The organism is Yersinia sp. 1652 StPb PI (assembly GCF_041538345.1).
GTDB lineage: Bacteria > Pseudomonadota > Gammaproteobacteria > Enterobacterales > Enterobacteriaceae > Yersinia > Yersinia enterocolitica_E.
The window spans coordinates 789,150-808,312 of sequence record NZ_JAULSM010000001.1 but is presented as its reverse complement, the minus strand read 5'-3'; the positions used below and the strand labels follow the sequence as shown (position 1 = coordinate 808,312).

Here is a 19,163-nt window from a genome sequence, read left to right as displayed (position 1 = left end):
AAGATACTTTCATGGTTCAGTTAAACGACGGTTTAATACCCAGTCAATTAGATAAACATAAACGCTAATTGAAAGCATCGCGGTAATGAGTACTGATACCCACATTGAATGATTTCAGGGTAAAATGGCTGTTATAACGATTACATGTGCAAGCCATCAGCAGTGGACGATTTTAGCATTTTCATTCCGCACTGTCTGACAAATGCAGTGACCTGGGTCAAGCAAACACGAATATTTTACGGCTAATTTATCTATCCACTCGGTAAAATCGTATCGTTAATTCATGTTTACCGACTTTGTGGTTATTTTATACAAAACATATATTGCTAAAATTTTTCCGACTGATAATCTGCGCCTATAAATCGAAAAATGCAGTGGCATAATTTACATAATATAAGTAGGAATAATAAATGGGCAAAATCGCACGGTTGTTTGCGATGCTTACGTCTGTGGTGATAATTGGTTTGCCTGCGGTATCCTTCACCAGCTCAGCCAGTGAGCCTGTGGCAGTATCCAAAGAGCTAAAACAACAATTACTCGGGTCATCGGTCTATATTCAGATTTTCAAAGAAGAACGTACCCTGGAATTATACGCCAGGCTACAAGGTGAATATCGTTTAGTGCAAAGCTATCGCATCTGTGAATTTTCAGGTGGCCTTGGCCCAAAACGCCGTGAAGGGGATTTTAAAAGCCCGGAAGGTTTTTACAGTATTGATATGCGCCATTTAAAACCTGACAGTAAGTTTTATCGGGCAATCAATATTGGCTTCCCAAATGATTATGATAAGTCGCAGGGTTATTCAGGGAAATATCTGATGATCCACGGCGCTTGCAAATCAATCGGCTGTTATGCAATGACCGATGCCTATATGGACGAGATATTTAACTACGTGCAAACGGCATTTATCTTTGGTCAGGAAAAAGTGGATATCAGTATCTATCCATTCCGTATGACTGAACAAAATATGCAACGCCACCGTAACTCGTCGGATTACAGCTTCTGGCGGCAATTACAGCCGGGATATGCCTATTTTACCAAAAACCGGATGCCCCCCTCCGTTGCAGTGATCAACGGGCAGTATGTACTCAGCCGCCCGCCAGTCTCCAATGCACCGGTATCGCAATATGCGCTCACCAAATCAAATTCGCTCACCAAAACAGAATAATGCAAATTCACCTGGTGCAATTTTGTGCCAGGTTTCATTACCTGTCAGGGGTTGAGTCGCGATCACCGTGACCACATCTTTGGGTGTGGTCTGGCGTTGAAAATCTATCTCAACATCTTGATCCAGTAAGGTCGCTTTACCAAAAGGTGCCCGGCGCGTGATCCAATACAGATTGGTCGAACAGAACGCCATCACAAAACGCCCATCCGAGAGCAACATATTAAAGACCCCTTTTGCCCGCAACTGCTCACATAGGGTAGCGATATAGCGGAATACCGCTGGCCAATTACTGGGAGTGCGAGGGTAGCGCTTTGCCAATTGATTAAGTAGCCAGCAGAAAGCATATTCGCTGTCAGTCTGACCGATAGGCCGGAAAGTACCGGTCTCTAATTGACGATAACCTTTAAGTTGGCCGTTATGGGCATACGTCCAGTTTCGCCCCCACATTTCGCGGGTAAAAGGGTGGGTATTCTCTAACGCCACTTCACCGCGATTTGCCTGACGGATATGAGAAACCACCGCACAGGATTTTATCGGGTAGTCTTGTACCAAACGGGCTATGGGTGAATTAAAACTGGGTTGGGGATCTTTAAACGTGCGGCAACCATTACCTTCATAAAAGGTAATACCCCAGCCATCTTTATGTGGGCCAGTCCCCCCGCCCCTTTGCACCAGGCCGGTAAAGCTAAAGCAAATATCCGTGGGAACATTTGCGCTCATCCCGAGCAATTCGCACATAACCAACCTCCCGCGTATATCTTAGCTCTTGGTGTTGCAGCGTTGTAGCTGCTCTCGCTCACCGTCAAGGTGATCAACGAGATTGATAATACCGTTGATCACCACGACATATCAGGCTTTAACCATCTCTTTTTCAATCAATTGAATCAAGATATGAATCACTTTGATATGAATTTCCTGAATGCGATCGGCATAACCAAAATGGGGAACCCGAATTTCGATATCTGCCGTGTCCGCCATTTTGCCACCGTCTTTACCCGTCAGGGTGATCACCTTCATCCCTTTGGCACGAGCAGCATCAATCGCCTTAATGACATTAGCTGAATTACCAGAAGTGGAAATACCGAGTAATACATCCCCTGCGCGACCGACGGCTTCAACATAACGAGAGAAGATATAGTCATAGCCAAAATCATTACTAACACAAGAGATATGGCTAACATCTGAAATAGCAATCGCCGGATAACCGGGACGATTCTCGCGGTAGCGGCCGGTCAACTCTTCGGCAAAATGCATGGCATCACAATGGGAACCGCCATTACCGCATGACAAGACTTTACCGCCAGCCTTAAAAGAATCAGCCAATAATACGGCTGCGTTCGCAATAGCATTGATATTGCTATCATCTTGCAAAAAGTTTGCCAGTGTGTCTGCTGCTTCATTCAATTCACTGCGGATTAAATCCTGGTACATGGGAGCCTCTTTATAGTTCTATGGCATCGATATTCATCAGCCGTCAGTGTACCGGATAGCATAAACAGCGAGAAGCACTGTAATGAATAAGACATAAGAGTTTTAACTATTAATGCGGGCAGTTTGTGAGATGAGTTGTAAATAACATGTAATGGTATTGATAAAAATAATGAGATGGACTACAACAAATGTATCTCTCAACAGGTCAGACCTCCTACATCTCAGGAGCTTCACTATGATGGTTCTTAGCATTGTTGCCTTACTGGTTCTTATTGGTGTGCTGTTCTATCACCAGGTGAACCTCTATCTCAGTAGTTTGATTCTTGTCGTTTACACCGCCGCGATGGGAGCGTTGCAGTTATGGTCATTCTGGGCATTATTGCCTCTGGTGATTGTTTTGCTACCCCTGACGCTGACCCCACTGCGCCAGTCACTGTTTTCTGCACCCGCATTGCGCATGTTCCGTAAAGTCATGCCTGCAATGTCACGCACCGAAAAAGAAGCGATTGATGCAGGTACCACTTGGTGGGAAGGTGATTTATTCCAGGGCCAGCCTGACTGGAAGAAACTGCATAACTACCCAAAACCGCAGTTAACCGCCGAAGAACAAGCTTTTATTGATGGGCCGGTAGAAGAAGCCTGTCGTATGGCTAATGACTTCCAAATTACCCACGAACTGGCTGACTTGCCGCCAGAACTGTGGGCGTATCTGAAAGAACACCGCTTCTTTGCGATGATCATTAAGCAAGAATACGGCGGCCTTGATTTCTCAGCTTATGCTCAGGCACGTGTACTGCAAAAACTGTCTGGCGTGTCTGGCATTTTAGCCATCACGGTTGGCGTTCCTAACTCTCTCGGCCCCGGCGAATTGCTGCAACACTACGGCACTGAAGAGCAAAAAAATCATTATTTGCCTGGTTTGGCCCGTGGCGACGAGATCCCTTGTTTCGCCCTGACCAGCCCAGAAGCGGGTTCTGATGCCGGCGCAATCCCAGATACCGGCACCGTCTGTATGGGCGAATGGCAAGGTAAGCAGGTACTGGGCATGCGCCTGACCTGGAATAAACGCTATATCACCCTCGCCCCGATCGCCACAGTGCTCGGGCTGGCGTTCAAACTGTCTGACCCTGAACATCTGTTGGGCGATACCGTTGATTTAGGCATCACCTGTGCGCTGATCCCAACCAACACCCCTGGGGTGGAAATTGGTCGTCGTCACTTCCCACTGAATGTGCCATTCCAAAATGGCCCGACCCGTGGCAATGATATCTTTGTGCCGATTGATTACATCATCGGCGGGCCAAAAATGGCTGGGCAGGGCTGGCGCATGCTGGTGGAATGCCTGTCTGTTGGCCGCGGGATTACCTTGCCGTCCAATGCCACTGGTAGCTTGAAAAGTGTGGCGATGGGGATCGGTGCTTACGCCTATATTCGTCGTCAGTTCAAAATCTCAATCGGTAAAATGGAAGGGATTGAAGAGCCGTTGGCGCGAATCGCCGGTAATGCTTATGTGATGGACGCGGCGGCAACCTTAATTACCAGCGGTATTATGCTAGGTGAGAAACCGGCGGTGTTATCCGCTATCGTTAAATATCACTGTACCCACCGTGGTCAACGCGCCGTGATGGATGCCATGGATATTGCGGGCGGTAAAGGGATCTGCCTTGGGCCGGCCAACTTCGTAGCCCGTGGCTACCAAGGTGCCCCTATCGGTATCACCGTTGAAGGCGCTAACATTCTGACCCGTAGCATGATTATCTTCGGCCAAGGGGCAATCCGTTGCCATCCGTTTGTTCTGGATGAAATGGCAGCAGCACAATCGAATGATGTTGCCGCCTTCGATAAAGCGCTGTTCGGTCATTTGGGCCATGTGGGTAGCAGCAAAATCCGTAGTTTCTGGTTGGGGCTGACCAATGGCCGCACCAGTGCCACACCAACCAAAGACAGCACTCGCCGTTATTACCAGCATCTGAACCGCCTGAGCGCCAATTTAGCTTTACTGTCTGATGTCTCAATGGGCGTGTTGGGTGGCAGCCTGAAACGTCGTGAACGTATCTCTGCCCGTCTGGGGGATATTCTCAGCCAAATGTATCTGGCATCAGCAACGTTGAAACGCTATGAAGACGAAGGCCGCCAAAAAGAAGACCTGCCGTTGGTACATTGGGGTGTGCAAGATGCCCTGCATCAGGCAGAGCAGGCTCTGGATGATTTACTGCGTAACTTCCCAAATGGCGTTATTGCCGGGTTAATGCGGTTGGTGGTCTTCCCGTTTGGTCGCGTACATCAGGCACCGTCAGACCAGCTGGACCATCAACTGGCGCAGTTACTGCAAGTACCTTCAGCAACCCGCAGCCGTATTGGTCGTGGTCAGTATCTGACACCGAGCGAGTTTAATCCGGTAGGTTTGCTGGAAGCCGCTTTGCAAGATGTGATTGCAGCAGAGCCAATTCATAAGCGCCTGAGTAAAGAAGCGGGTAAAAGCCTGCCATTTACTCGCCTGGATGTGCTGGCAAAAAATGCGCTGGCTGAAGGGAAAATCAATGTTGAAGAGGCCGCTATTTTGACTAAAGCAGAAGAGAGTCGCCTGCGCTCAATTAATGTCGATGAGTTTGCAGCCGATGCCTTGGCAGCCAAGCCCGCACTAAAGCAGCCAACCAAACAACGGCAAACTGAAGCGGCGTAATAAATAAGTCTTATTGATGTTAGTGTCTACTCAAGCCTCCGATTCAGGAGGCTTTTTTTATCCTCTTTCAGCACCACAATCATCAAGCAGGCCTCTAATAATTAGCCCGAATTGCTCAGGTTTCCCGCTAAACAGCACATTATCAGGCTGAATTGTTAACAACTGGCGACGTAGGCTATTACGCCACTCAATATCGGTGATCAGCCGCACGGTAACCGCAATATACTCAGCCAAATCATGCGCAATCAGCTCCTCAGATAATCCCAGCCGACGGAACAATCCCTCATCGATATGTTCGTGTACTTCAGCCCCACTCAGGCAAACACCGGGTAACCCCTGACGCACAGTATCGACGATGCCATTGGTATTGCCGAAAGGAAAAGGATTAATAAACAGGTCACACTGATTAATAACCAATAAATAGTCCTGATAGGCCAAATGCTCATAGATTTTAGCTTGAGGGATAACAGCATTAACGGCTTTTTCCATCACTCGATGGGTAATTCCCCAGCAAAAACCCACCAAAAAATGAAATATCACCGGCGTTGATGTTTGCCGGGCAATCTCAGCACAGGTATCGATAAAGCGAGGGTTAATTTTCATCGCCGAGGCACAAACCGCGATATGTACCGCTGGGCGCTCATCGAAATGTTGTATCGGTTCCGGCTGGCAAATATTGGCAGGCGGCACATAGGGCAGACAGTCCTTGGGTAACGCAACCACTTTTTCGGAGAAACACTGAGGATCCCCCAGATAATCCTCTTCCACTAATACCGCATCAATATAGCCGGAATGGGTCGTTGCCGGATGGCCTAGTGCCATTATCTGTAAGGGGGCTAAGCGTAAATTAGTCAGTGCAATGGTGAGTGGGAACATCCCGACACTGGGGAAGTAGATAACATCCGGTCGCAATTGTTGCGCCAATGCCACAATAGCCTCAACCGCCCCCGCCCGCTGGACCTCGGTAAAATCATCAAAAACGTCACGGGTGATGGCATCAGTGGCCCCCACAATGGTGACGCCATGGGTGGAAAACTGCTCACGCGCGGCGCGCAACGTACTGGAGTGAGTACGGTAAATAGAATGGCCGCTGTTAAACCACTCCAGGATAACCAGCATCAATGGTTTATCCCGTGCAGGTGGGAGGGAGTGGTTATCAGATAGCCCATTGTGCAGCAGCGTGTTACGTAAGTGAAAATTAATACTGCGTTTTATGGCGTGTTTTGCTGCTCTATCCGCATAACTGCAATGCATATAAACATCGTGCAGGATGCGTTCAGGTAAGCCCTCAAGATTCTCTAGCGTTAGTAGTTTTTCAGGTAACCACTCTAATAGCCGCTCACGTTTCGCATGCCCGGCAGCGCTGGGTAAAATACGTGGCGACAGTAACGCCAGAAACAGTGCCGCGGCAACCGGGGGATTAAATTGCCACAATATATCCGGCTGAAGCGGAATACCCGATTCAGGTAAATACATCAGGCAAAATTTCAGAAAATTATGGTGCTCAAAGCGCAAAGGATGAGCGCATCCCTCCCCCGCTTGATTAAGGTTGGTAATCACATGATCCGCATGACCAAAAGGTGATGCGGCAAATATCAACGCTATCCAGCGATGGAAATTAATCAGTTGTAAAAAACCTTTATCGGATACCACAAAACCAGGATCAGAAAGTAGGTTGCCAATAGCCGCAGCCAGGCGATTACAGTAATGCTCCTGTTGCTGTACCGATTGATGCTTAAGCGAAAAAACATCCCAGCGGCCATATTGGCGGTCCAGTTGCTCCAACATCAAGACCAGTAATCGCCCCGCCTCCTCATAGCGCCGCACACACACTAAAAACTCGAAATAGGGTAATGAGAATGCGGTCGACTGTTCTACCGCTGATGCTAATTCAGCCGTTTTCTCCACCATTGTCAGCTCACCTTTTTACATCGATATCACGATTTCTCTAGCAAATTTAGAGAGTTAAAAATCCATTACTCCTGACCCGATATTTTAGTCAGAGGGTTCCACTTACCGAGAACATGGGTCCCGCATAGCTCGTGCTGATTGGTAACCTGTTCGGAGGTTATACCCTTAGGAATACAAACCGTGAGGCTGATATGGTCTGTACTATCATGCTCATATTCAGTCAGGATAGAGGGCGGTAAAGTTTGTGTTTCAAAGGCACTGAGGATTTGGTTTCGTCTTCTGAGTAACGAGGCTGATTCCCCCCCCTCCTGAGACTGAGCTACCTGCGTACTATCTCCAGTCGATTTCCCTCCGGGATTAGGGGCCGGCCTGACTTTATCGCCAAAATTATTTTTATTAACAGGTTTGCCATTGATAATCACATTGTCACCAATATTCTCCGGCAAGGTGAAAAACACCGATGGCTTATATGAGCCGGTATTCCCGCTAAGCGTGATGTCAGTTATCGCTGCATAATCATTGAGGAAAATACCATGAGTATTGTCGGAACGGCCGTTGACCCTACCACCACTCATTGGGCCACCAATATGCACACCATGACCATCACCTGCGGCATCACCATTAATCGTCGTATTGCCGCTGTTGAATACTAGCCCCGAGGTCTCCACGCCATGACCATCGCTGGCATTACCGCCTAAGGTGGTGTCATTCAGCGTATTGTTGCCGCCTAACTGAACACCAGTGCCTTTCTCACCGCTAGCATTGCCGGTCACCGTCAGCAGATCATCCGGTGCCGGGCCACTGAGCGAGGCGTTTTCACCAATATCAACACCGGTGCCGTTAGTGGTATCGCCTTGCACCACGCTGCCGTTGCCACCTGTCAGATTAGCGGCGAACTCTACCCCCTTACCGTCCGGGCTGTTACCGTTGAGGATGGCGTGGTCCAGATTACTGTCATTTGCCACCTTGATGCCGCTGCCATTAGCTGATGTACCATTAATTGTGCCGCCACTGACTGCCCCGCCAAGCTGGACACCGTTGCCATTCTCCGATTTACCCCCAATCGTGGTATTACCTTCATTTTGTAGTAAGCCATTAATATCCACCCCAGTACCCTCAGTGGCATTCCCCGTCAGGGTGGTGTTATCAAGGAGATTGATACCGTCAAGCTGCACGCCGGTGCCATTCTCGCCGCTGGCGTTGCCGGTAACATTGAGCAGATCACCCTGGCCACCGCCCTCCAGGAGGATTTGTTTACCAATGTCCACCCCGGTACCGTTAGTGGTATCGCCCTGTATCGCACTGCCATTGCGGCCAGTGAGGTTACCGGCGATCTCTACCCCCTTGCCGTCAGGGCTGTTGCCGTTAAGGGTGGCGTTGTCCAGATTACTGTCATTTACCACCTTGATGCCGCTGCCATTAGCTGATGTACCAGTAACTGTGCTACCGCTGACTGCCCCGCCAAGCTGGACACCGTTGCCATTCTCAGATTTACCCCCAATCGTGGTGTTACCTTCATTTTGTAGTAAACCATTAATATCCACCCCGGTGCCGTTAGTGGCATTCCCTGCCAACGAGGTGTTATCAAGGAGATTGAGACCGTCAAGCTGCACGCCGGTGCCATTCTCGCCGGTGGCGTTGCCGGTAACATTGAGCAGATCATCCAGGCCGCCGCCCTCCAGGAGGATTTGTTTAGCAATGTCCACCCCGGTGCCGTTAGTGGTATCGCCCTGTATCGCACTGCCATTGCGGCCAGTGAGGTTACCGGCGATCTCCACCCCTTTGCCATCAGGACTGTTACCGTTAAGGGTGGTGTTATTAAGTTGGGTATCACCATCAACTTTGACACCCGTACCCCTATCCGAGTTGCCATTAACCGTGCCGCCAGCGATCGCCCCGTTCAGCGCCACCCCGTTGCCGCCAGTGGCTTTGCCATCCACACGGGTATTCCAGTTATTCACCAGCGGACCGGCAATATCAACACCGGTACCCTGAGTGGCGTTACCGTTTAGCGTGGTATTATCAAGGGTATTATTACCTTCCAGTTGCACACCAGTGCCTTTATCGCCCATCGCATTACCGTTGACAGCAAACAGATCGTCCGTGCCGCCACCAGTGAGAGTGGCATCTCTATCGATATACACTCCCGTGCCGTTAACCACCTCACCCTGTACTGCGCTGCCGTAGCTACCTGACAGGCGGCCCCCGATCTCCCCCCCGTTACCATCCGAACTATTTCCCACCAGCACGGTATTATTCAGCACCGTATCGCCATTGACGCCAACCCCAGAACCAGTATCGGAGATGCCATTGATGCGGCTGTCATCAAGCACACCATTCATAACTTGAACACCAATGCCACTGGCCGCAGTCCCATTCACCACACTGTCGCTCAGTTGGCCATTAACCCGCACACCAATACCGCTGCCGGAAGCAGTGCCGTTCAATACCGTATTGCCTTGATTGGTCAGTGGGCCGATGATATGCAATGCAATACCATCCACAGCCGAGCCATTTAAGCTGGTATTACTTAAATCATTATTGCCATTGAGTTTTATCCCAGTACCGGTATCTGTTGTTGCCACCCCGTTTAGTGTCAGCAAATCGGTTTCACTGGTGCCGATGACATGTAAATTTTCTGCTATATCAATGCCATAACCAACACCATCGGTGGTGCCATTAATAACACTCTGATGGACACCCTTTATATCATTGGCAATCTCTACGCCGATGCCATTAGTACTACTGCCATTGAGCGTGGCATTATCCAACACGGCATGAGTGACAATATTAGCACCCGGCAGTGGATCAATTTTCACACCACTGCCATTAATTGATTCTCCGGTCAGAGTGGTATCAGCAATAGTGGCATTGCCGCTAATGCGCAGACCTTCGGCATGGGTTGAACTCCCGGTGACATTAATACGATTAATTTGATGCTCGGCACTGAAGAGGTGAACACCGGCGCTATCAATACTGGTTCCTTCAATCGTGACCGGGCCGGTACCGTTATTAACCACACCGGAAATAGCAACCCCAATACCTTCGACACTACTGCCGCTAATGAGAGTGTCACCCTCGCCACTTAATACCACGGTATTATTACTGGTAGGAAAGTTAATGCCGACACCGCTGGTTGAGCGCCCTTCCATTTTGAAAGAACCATTATTGTTTATCGTTAACTGAGCTGCATCTGTATGGGTAATACCCTCTCCGCCAGCAGTCGCTGGTGCCCCTTTATTTTCACCGAGGAGAGATAATTGGCTACCTTTAGCAATATTGAGTGTATTCACGCCATTAAAATCAATCCCTTTGCGGGTAGCACCATTGCCTTCTGTCTCGCCTTGAAACGCAATACTCCCTTCAACCGACAAGGTACTATTGGCTCTAAAACCAACGCCTGAGCCTTGCGTCGTATTAAATGCTTTACCGATCATCGAGCCATTTTGGGCTTTTATACTGATATTCCCCCCCAAACTTAATGCAGTGCTTAATGAAGTCGGTAAAGCGGCCAGTGTTTCAGAATAAACAGTAACATTCCCCGCAGTAGCATTAAGTTCTACATCAGTAAAGTAAACGTGTCTCGACCCCTGAGACAGACCATTGATATCAATATTGTGCTCAGTTGATGTCAGCGTCGTATTTAATAGATAGACAGATGCTCGCGTAGCAGCCCCCATATCAGCCTTACCATTTAAGGTGATATTTCCTTGTGCATTAAGATTATTATGTGACGTATTTGAATCCCCTTGAATAAAAATCCCTTCGCCATCACCGGTGGCAACTCCCGTCAGATTAATATCTTTCTTAGCATTAAAAATGGTATTTGGCTTAATCAAAACACCTTCTTTTTCGGAGGTTACATTGGCATTAATATCACCTGTTGTAGCAGTAATATTAGATTCACGTATTGCCAATCCGGCAGAGCTAGTCGAGTTAGAGACAACGTTAACCTCATTTGCTGTGAGATCTAAATTGGCCCAGGTTATGCCTTTTGAACCATTGTTATTTACTGTGAAGTTTCCGTTTTTAGTTTCAATGTTAGCCCCATCAATACCAACACCCGCCCCTGTAGTATTGCCATGATTATTAGCTACTATTGATATATCTTTCCCCGCAGTGATATTTACTTTGTTAGATGAGGTCCCATTTATTGTCACCGCCTCCACAGCGAGTGCTGAGGTATTGGCAACTAATAATATATCTTTCCCTGCCGTCATCGCACTATTACCGCTGAACCCGAAGGCTTTATGTGTGGCGGAGGTTAAATTGGTTCTAATATCATTTTTAGCAGTAAGAACTGTATTCTTCATCAATACAACTTCATTACCGATGATATTACCATTCATTAAAATATTATCGGCACTGATAGTGACATTATTGAAAGGGCTGCCTTTGACCCCACTGATATTTAAATTAAAATCTCCTCCCTGTGCTTTTATATTGGCAAAATCCGCAACAACTGTAGTCCCGATTTCCGTTCCTTCATTAACCGCCACCAGCGATATATTACCACCGGCAGTCATATTGACCTGAACACTACTGGAGTTACCACTTATCCTGATGGCATCAGCACCCGCAACTGTAGAGTTCGTGGTTACGCCTTTCAGATTAATATCGCCACTGGCGTTTATATTAGTGTTACCTGAGATCCACAGCCCTTTATTGGTAGTAGTAGCATTAACATCAATATTACCGGCAGTTGCCGTAAGATTACTGTCTCTGAGTAATAAACCATCAACTCCAGTGATATTGATGTTTAATTTTACATTATTGCCACTAACTTGAGATTCCTTTATCCGTAACCCAAGGTTAGCCTGGGTAAAGATATCACCATTGATATCAAATAAAACATTGCCAGACTTAGAGTAAATACTGCCATTAATAAAGTCCATCCCACCATATGCACTACCATTGGTATTTACCAGGAATGTGATATCTTTATCACCGGTAATGGTTGCATTCGTAAATGTGCCTACCCACGAACTTTTAGAATTAGACTTAAGAGCAAATAATATATTACCCGAACCAGTCAAGACTGAGTCATCAGATATATCAACACCACGCCACCCTTGCCCATTAGCATGACTACTTTCACCCGCTATACGCGTTTCACCTGCCACAGAAATATTAGCAGCATGACTGATACTCACCCCAATTTGCGATGCCACCCCAGCATTTCCTTCAAGAGTGAGGTTGCCGACATCATATCTCCCACCCATAATAATAATACGAGTCGCACTGTTATCATTGGCATGTTTTGCCAACAAATCCCCTTTATTTAACAACACATCACTATTATTTAATGTAATAACAGAGTCGGCAGTGGAATTACCCGCTAATAAATTAAGATTCAGCTTGCCAACATTAGCGGTAATATTATTGTTAACAACAACATTGCCGTCAGCATGTAATGTCAGCGTAGCATCGCCACCTGCTGTTTTATTGATATCAGCCTCTAGCGTAATATTGCACCAGCGGCAATTCGTTAAAGTGTGATTAGTGGTAGTCACCGTCACATTGGTGCCGCGATCGAGTTGAGTATTGATACTGCTATTCAATATTTGCGCTACCTTGGCCGTCGGAGCGAAAACCTGGGTATTTTTCACATATCCAGCAGGAATGTCCCCAACCTGAACCATTACCCCGCTCTCAGCACCACTACCAACAATACTTACCTCTGCGGGATCAAGTAACCAACTCCCCTGACTACCATGAATAGCCGCAGTATCAACCTGACCAAAAGCCTGTAAATTACGGTTACTGGATGTTTCTACCTGCCCACCATTACCTGACTGTAGCCCACCACGAGCATAAATATTGCCATAGAAGCCAGTGTAATCTTCTGACCATAGCACGGCGGTACCACCCGACCCGTGGTTTGAAGCAGAAACATCAATATCCGCACCTTTATCCATGACGACTGCTCGGGCATTTTTTATCGCATTATTTTTACCCTGCCAATCGCCCCCGACCAGGACTTTGCCACCGCCCTCAGCCCCGCGAGCATCAATTTTGCTCGTGGCGACCAAATGTATCTTTTCACCTTGCAAGATAACATTCCCGCCACGGCCCTGCGCACTACTGACATCAATAACACCTTGCTGGCTCACCACCCCTTCACTGCCGCCATCGAGGTAAATAACGCCATTTTTTTCAGATAAACTATGCGCCTGCAAAATACCGGTATTATCAATCACGGTATTCATTAACATCTCTTTGCCGCGCGCGGTCAGTTGGATAACCCCGCCATCAGCCTGAATCAGCCCGCCGTTTTGCAATAAAGTACTGACCTGCTCACCCTGAACTTGCACACTCAGCAAGCTGCCGTGATCCAGATTAAGGGTGACGCGACTCCCGCTCGCTAATGCTACTTTTCCTTGCGGCGACGCGATAACACCGGAAGCCTGATTATCAACCTGCTGGCCAATCAGCGCGATATAGCCACCAGGGGTGGTGCGCAAATTAGCCTGATTAACCAACTTGCCTTCATGTCTTCGGCTGGTCAACGTATAGCGCCCAGAAACAAAATCCTGATTTGACATGGACTTAGTACTGGCAACCAAACCACCAACATCAACTTGCGCACCTTTTCCAAACAGAATGCCATTCGGATTAAGTAAAAAGACCTGACCATTCGCTTTTAGGCTGCCATATATCTGCGATGCATCGCGACCAAGCACCCGGTTCAGCGCAATACTCTGCTGCCCTGGCTGGTTATAAATAACGCTGTTCCCCTGCGCGATATCAAAGCTGCCCCAATTGATTGCCAACTTATCGCTTTGCTGAGTCACGGTAAGGGTGGTGTTGTGAACATTCAACACACCTTGACCGATAATAATATTACCGTTAACCGGCAGTGAGGGATGGGCGAATACCCGTAGCGGTAATATGCCAAGTGCTAATCCCGTCATGATGGCCAGGCGGCTTAATATTCCAGCGTTTGTATTATTGTCATTAATGACTTTTTTGCCGCCAGACGAAAAGGACCGTCCGTAAGTTCGGGTAAATTCTCCGACAGCAATTAAACATCCCAACCGACGGCAGAAAATAAGTTTGTATAATTTACTGTTCATTATTCACGTCCATTAAATCTGACAAATATGCCAATAAGCGCTAAAACATCTTGTAAGCGCTAAGCCAAAGTTGGTCGTTATCCGGTTGTGCAATTGCAGCTTGGCCGGTTCGATGTGCCCAAGTCAGATTCAAGGTGTAATCTGCCGGACGAAAGAGTGTGATATAGGCACCAAAGCCAGACAGGTTAATATTATTCCCCGTCAGGCCCGCGATAGGCTGGCGATAGTAAGAGCCCCACCCTTGGTCAAAAAATGCCGCAAAGGTGATTTGATTCCCAGTACCTGCCCATGTGGGAAGTAAGAGTTGCCAGTGGGTGCGTAATTCGGTAGTGAAAAGAGTGCCTTTATCCACCGCCCCTTCACCAATGCCATAGGCGCGCACCGCCAGCGGCCCACCTAATAACAGTTTTTGTGAGCTATCAAGATTCTTACTGGCCATTTGACCGGTAAATTGGTTGAAAAAGGTGAAATAAGGGCCAAACCCCTGATCATGACCGGCACGATAATTAAAACGGGCAAAAGTGCCACCAATACCAGTTAAGGAATTCATGCTTTGACTGAATTCGTCATCCAATGACAGATGGCCTGCCGTACCCAGTAAAGTGAAATTACTGAGTCCTCTAGGTACTGCGGTAAACGTACCACCAAGACCAAACTCACCGGCATCCAGATTGCGCTTTTGTTCTGGCAGCATAATCAGTGAATCACGCATTCTGCTCTGATAATAACCGGTATTCACATCAATTCTAGCTGCCGAATTACGGATCCACGGATGGCGTAAATTAATGCCCCAAGTGTTAGAATGGCCATGAGCATCCAATATTTCGAAAGGCCCCTTCAGGGTATAATCCAGATAACTATAATTAAGCGCTGCACGGGTGCCATAAGTATTAATGGGGAAGTTGTAATCCAACATGCCATTGAATACATCTACCGAACTGGATAAAATCAAATCAGTGTGTAGTTGATCACCCCAGCCGGTCATATTATTGAGTGCCCCACCGACTAATAACCGATTATGACCAGAATAATCATTACCCTGATTATCCACACCGAGATATCCCATCGCAGTCTGTCCAGGGGAAATATCAGCATAAACTCTCGTCATTCCCGATTGAGTTCCCGGTTTTAATGCCAAAGCAGCATCAACCCCTGGAATTTCATTAAGAATAAGGGTGGTGCGTTCAAGGCGGGATAACTCAGCCGGAGAAGCGGCACAATCTTTATTGCCAACAAAACCCACTGCTTTGCTACAACTATTACTTTCAATCACCGCAGTAGCAAAATCAGTATTCAACCGGCTCTGATTATTAATCTCCGGTTTATCTAATCTGCCAGCAATAATACGAACTATGACAACACCTTCACGGATAGTTTGTGGTGGCAATATTGCCTGAGCGGCAACAAATCCTTGTTGTCGATAAAAGCGAGTTACCGCTAACGTCATGACTTGTAAATCATTAAAGGTTAATTGTTGCCCCAACCAAGGCGTAATTACGGCGCGTAGTGCTTTATTATTTCTGTTATTGTGCCGCAATAACTGGGTATCACCCTCGAATCTAACCTCACGTAACATGATTCTTCCCGCCGAGGTAGAACCGCCAAACGATGTAGGAGGGAGCAAAGGTGGAAGTTTGATTTCAGCTTCCTGTGGCGCACGCAATGGCACCGGTGTTGTTTGCCGTATTTCGTTACTAATCACACCCGCATTCGGTACATTTATGACCTGAGGAGCGGCGACTACCTGTGAGCAAAAAAAAAGGGCAAACATGATTACTGTGGAACTCAGTTTAGTCTGATACCGTAATTTTTCTGGATAATAAAAATGTCGCATAAAATACGCCTGCTTAGCATGATGATAACGCCAGTTTAAATAATAATAACCTCCGTCATTTAATACTGGCCCACATAGTTGATTTTAGTTAGCAAGTTAATAACATGATTAAATAAATATAAAATAGAATGTAAAATGGCATGGCTAATTAATAAATACCAACATCCCAAAGAGTAACCTCTGTTGGTTCAGACTAATATCCCCCTCATATTTATAACAAATAGTTATTTATGGTAGATATTTCATTATCGACATGAAACAATAATAGATTCACATACAAATAAACAATCAAAGTAATTATAATTTAAATAGGAAGTAAAGTAATAACTTAACCAAATGAAAACACACATTAAAATAATAGCCAACCACCCAAATAACACCAACTACAATTACATCGTAAGAAATAATAAGCCACATGGAACACTAATAATGACAATAAAAAACATTAATCGTATTTTAAAACAGCCTAAATAGCCGTTAATCACTTAAATATGAACAATGCTATTTATAATTATAATTTATATAGTAATTTAAATAATAAAAAACCCCGCATTACTTAACGGGGTCACTATATTCTGGTTCAGACCATCACCTGGTACCATGAATAATTTTTGCTATCCATTCTGCCTGATGCGAGCAATCAAATTATCAATGTTATCAATGTGTGATGCAGCCAATATCAAGCTACGCCCCAAACTCAACGCATGACGCTGACATTCCCGGCGCATCTCTTCATCAGCGATACTATCCAGATCAGCAACATGTGCCAGGCCAATGGTACGCCGAATTAATTCAGTACCACAAAACCCTATCGCGTCTTGCCAAACCTGTTGCAGGAACTGTGGTACATATCCTTCGGTCGCTAAGGCCAAATCCTGCGTTTTCTCCTGACTTAACGCCACGAAACGGCTGGAAAATGTTTGCCAGATAATATGCACATCTTTCAGCCGTTGCTCGCGGCTGGCTGCGGCATCACGTGGGCCGGCCAGGCCGGGTAGTCCACAGTAATTGAGCAGCAAATTCCCTAGTGCGGTACCCACATCAAAGCCGATTGGGCCATAGAAACCAAATTCGGCATCAATAGCTTTCAAACGCCCCTCAGCAACGAAGATAGAACCGCTATGAATATCCCCGTGCAGCAATGCTTCGGCCTTACTCAAGAAGCGATGTTTAAGTGAGGCCACCGCCACCTTGAGAGCATTATCCTGGCGCAGAGCCAGTACATCAGGGAGTAATGCCGGATCAAAATTATTACGTTCATGATCAATATAAGGGTCAGTAAAGAATAGATCCTCAGTAATCTGGCACAACTCTGGATTGGTATAGCAGCTCACTGCCGCTTTTTTAGCTTGTGCTGACTGATAAAAATCTGAGGTATGGAATAAGGTTTGCGCCAAATATTCAGCCAGTTGTCCCGCCGCTTGCGGATAGTGTTTACCTGCCAGCAATTCACTGCGCCAGATATGGTGATCAGATAAGTCCTCTTGCACCATTACCGCCAATTCAGCATCGTGATGCAACACATTGACCGTGTGTTGCGGGCAGAATTGACTGTGTGTTAACAGGGTTTGCGCTTCAATTCTGGCGCGATCCAAGGTCAACGGCCAAGACTCCCCAACACAGCGCACATAAGGCAGTGCCTGTTTGACAATCACCCGACTGACGCCAGCCGCATCACGGATTTTAAACACCAGATTAAGATTGCCATCCCCGATTTCATCGGCCGTCACTAAGGTCAGTGGATCAGCAACCTGACCAAATTGGCGAGCATATTCAACAGCATCCGCAGCAGTAAATGTATGGTAGCGCGACATCTTCGACCTCTTTATTCTTTACCCGATTCTGGTTCACTCACCGCCAACTACTTGCTTAGCTGTGAAATTATTCTCTGTTAGAGCAAAAAAATCCGTATTTAGGCGTAAAACCATATAGACGTCTACACATCCATAAGATATGTTGGCAGAATAAGAAACCAGATGCAATAACGCAACATGGATTTAACTGACAATGCAGACGCTTAACAGGCTCGATTTACAAACCACCAGCTTAAGAATTATCGATAGCCAGCTCTGGATACTCGATCAGCAAGCATTACCACAGCGTCAGGAGTGGCTATTAGCTGATACGGTAGAATTACTGATTGGCCATATCCAGACATTGCGAGTGCGTGGCGCGCCGCTTATTGGACTGTCAGCAAGTTTATTATTGGCTTTGCTGGCAGAACGTGGTTTGCCGCAAGCTCAACTTGAGCAGGCACTCATCGCGCTGCGTGAATCCCGCCCGACGGCAGTCAACTTGATGAATAATCTGGCACGGATGCAGCAGGCTTTGCTACAAGCCAACTGGGTCGATAGCCTGGCTCGCGAGGCGCTACATCTGGTAGATGAAGACCGAGAATTGTGTGAGTGCATTGCCCGGCATGGGGCGGCACTGGTTAAACCGGGTAGTAACTTGCTAACCCACTGTAATACCGGTGGGCTCGCTACCGCGGGCATTGGTACCGCTATCGGCGTATTATTAAAAGCCCATCAACAAGGTAAGATTAACCAGGTGTGGGTTGATGAAACCCGTCCTTTGCTGCAAGGCGGCCGCTTAACCGCCTGGGAGTTAGGTGAGTTAGGTATTCCATATGAATTGATTTGTGATTCGATGGCTGCCAGCCTGATGGCTCAGGGCAAAGTGGATGCTATCTGGGTCGGCGCGGATCGCATTGCCGCCAACGGCGATGTGGCAAATAAAATAGGCACTTACAGTTTGGCGGTGTTGGCCCACTATCACAATATTCCGTTCTATGTTGCCGCTCCGCACACCACTCACGATCCAAACTGCCCGAATGGTGCAGCGATCCCAATCGAGCAGCGTGCCGCCAGTGAAGTGACCGGTGTCTCAGGCAGCTTTGGCAGTTGCCATTGGGCACCAGAAGATGCCGTTGTGTATAACCCGGCATTTGATGTCACACCGGCGGCATTGATCAGTGGTTGGGTATTAGACAGCGGCGTCATTAGCCCAGAACAAGTGGCGGCAGGCTTCTTCCAAGCTAAGAATGAGCAATGTTTGTAATT

The 19,163-nt window shown here is 47.2% G+C and carries 9 protein-coding genes; 3 read left to right on the top strand and 6 right to left on the bottom strand.

Annotated elements, in window-relative coordinates:
- Nucleotides 1–410: 410 nt before the first annotated feature.
- The gene (gene dpaA / locus Q2T71_RS03610) at nt 411–1,166 is read left to right on the top strand and encodes a peptidoglycan meso-diaminopimelic acid protein amidase (protein WP_372558150.1); all 756 of its coding nucleotides are present in this window, start codon (nt 411–413) and stop codon (nt 1,164–1,166) included.
- On the opposite strand, the gene Q2T71_RS03605 is transcribed toward dpaA, so the two are convergent.
- Complete coding sequence (locus Q2T71_RS03605; protein ID WP_102970460.1) at nt 1,140–1,904, bottom strand: class II glutamine amidotransferase; 765 nt, start codon at nt 1,902–1,904, stop codon at nt 1,140–1,142. The genes dpaA and Q2T71_RS03605 overlap by 27 nt on opposite strands.
- A 111-nt stretch (nt 1,905–2,015) precedes the next feature.
- Nucleotides 2,016–2,597 (bottom strand): D-sedoheptulose 7-phosphate isomerase, encoded by a 582-nt coding sequence (gene lpcA / locus Q2T71_RS03600; protein ID WP_372558149.1) that lies wholly within the window; start codon nt 2,595–2,597, stop codon nt 2,016–2,018.
- A 235-nt stretch (nt 2,598–2,832) separates the two neighbouring features.
- On the opposite strand from lpcA, the gene fadE reads away from it, so the two are divergent.
- Nucleotides 2,833–5,280 (top strand): acyl-CoA dehydrogenase FadE, encoded by a 2,448-nt coding sequence (gene fadE, locus Q2T71_RS03595; RefSeq protein WP_372558148.1) that lies wholly within the window; start codon nt 2,833–2,835, stop codon nt 5,278–5,280.
- 57 nt (nt 5,281–5,337) lie between these two features.
- On the opposite strand, the gene Q2T71_RS03590 is transcribed toward fadE, so the two are convergent.
- From Q2T71_RS03590 to mtnK, 4 genes are all read right to left on the bottom strand, one after another.
- Nucleotides 5,338–7,191 (bottom strand): glycosyltransferase, encoded by a 1,854-nt coding sequence (locus Q2T71_RS03590; RefSeq protein ID WP_372558147.1) that lies wholly within the window; start codon nt 7,189–7,191, stop codon nt 5,338–5,340.
- A gap of 65 nt (nt 7,192–7,256) precedes the next feature.
- Nucleotides 7,257–14,267, bottom strand: coding sequence for a filamentous hemagglutinin N-terminal domain-containing protein (locus tag Q2T71_RS03585; RefSeq protein ID WP_372558146.1), 7,011 nt, complete (start codon nt 14,265–14,267; stop codon nt 7,257–7,259).
- Nucleotides 14,268–14,307: 40 nt separating this feature from the next.
- On the bottom strand, nt 14,308–16,101 hold the full coding sequence (locus Q2T71_RS03580) for a ShlB/FhaC/HecB family hemolysin secretion/activation protein (protein WP_372558145.1): 1,794 nt from the start codon (nt 16,099–16,101) through the stop codon (nt 14,308–14,310).
- A gap of 614 nt (nt 16,102–16,715) precedes the next feature.
- Entirely contained in the window at nt 16,716–17,915 is a 1,200-nt protein-coding gene (gene mtnK, locus Q2T71_RS03575) for an S-methyl-5-thioribose kinase (RefSeq protein ID WP_372558144.1), read from the bottom strand.
- Nucleotides 17,916–18,108: 193 nt separating this feature from the next.
- Here mtnK and mtnA point away from each other — a divergent pair, with 193 nt between their 5' ends.
- Nucleotides 18,109–19,161, top strand: coding sequence for an S-methyl-5-thioribose-1-phosphate isomerase (gene mtnA, locus Q2T71_RS03570; protein ID WP_372558143.1), 1,053 nt, complete (start codon nt 18,109–18,111; stop codon nt 19,159–19,161).
- The last annotated feature ends 2 nt before the right edge of the window (nt 19,162–19,163 follow it).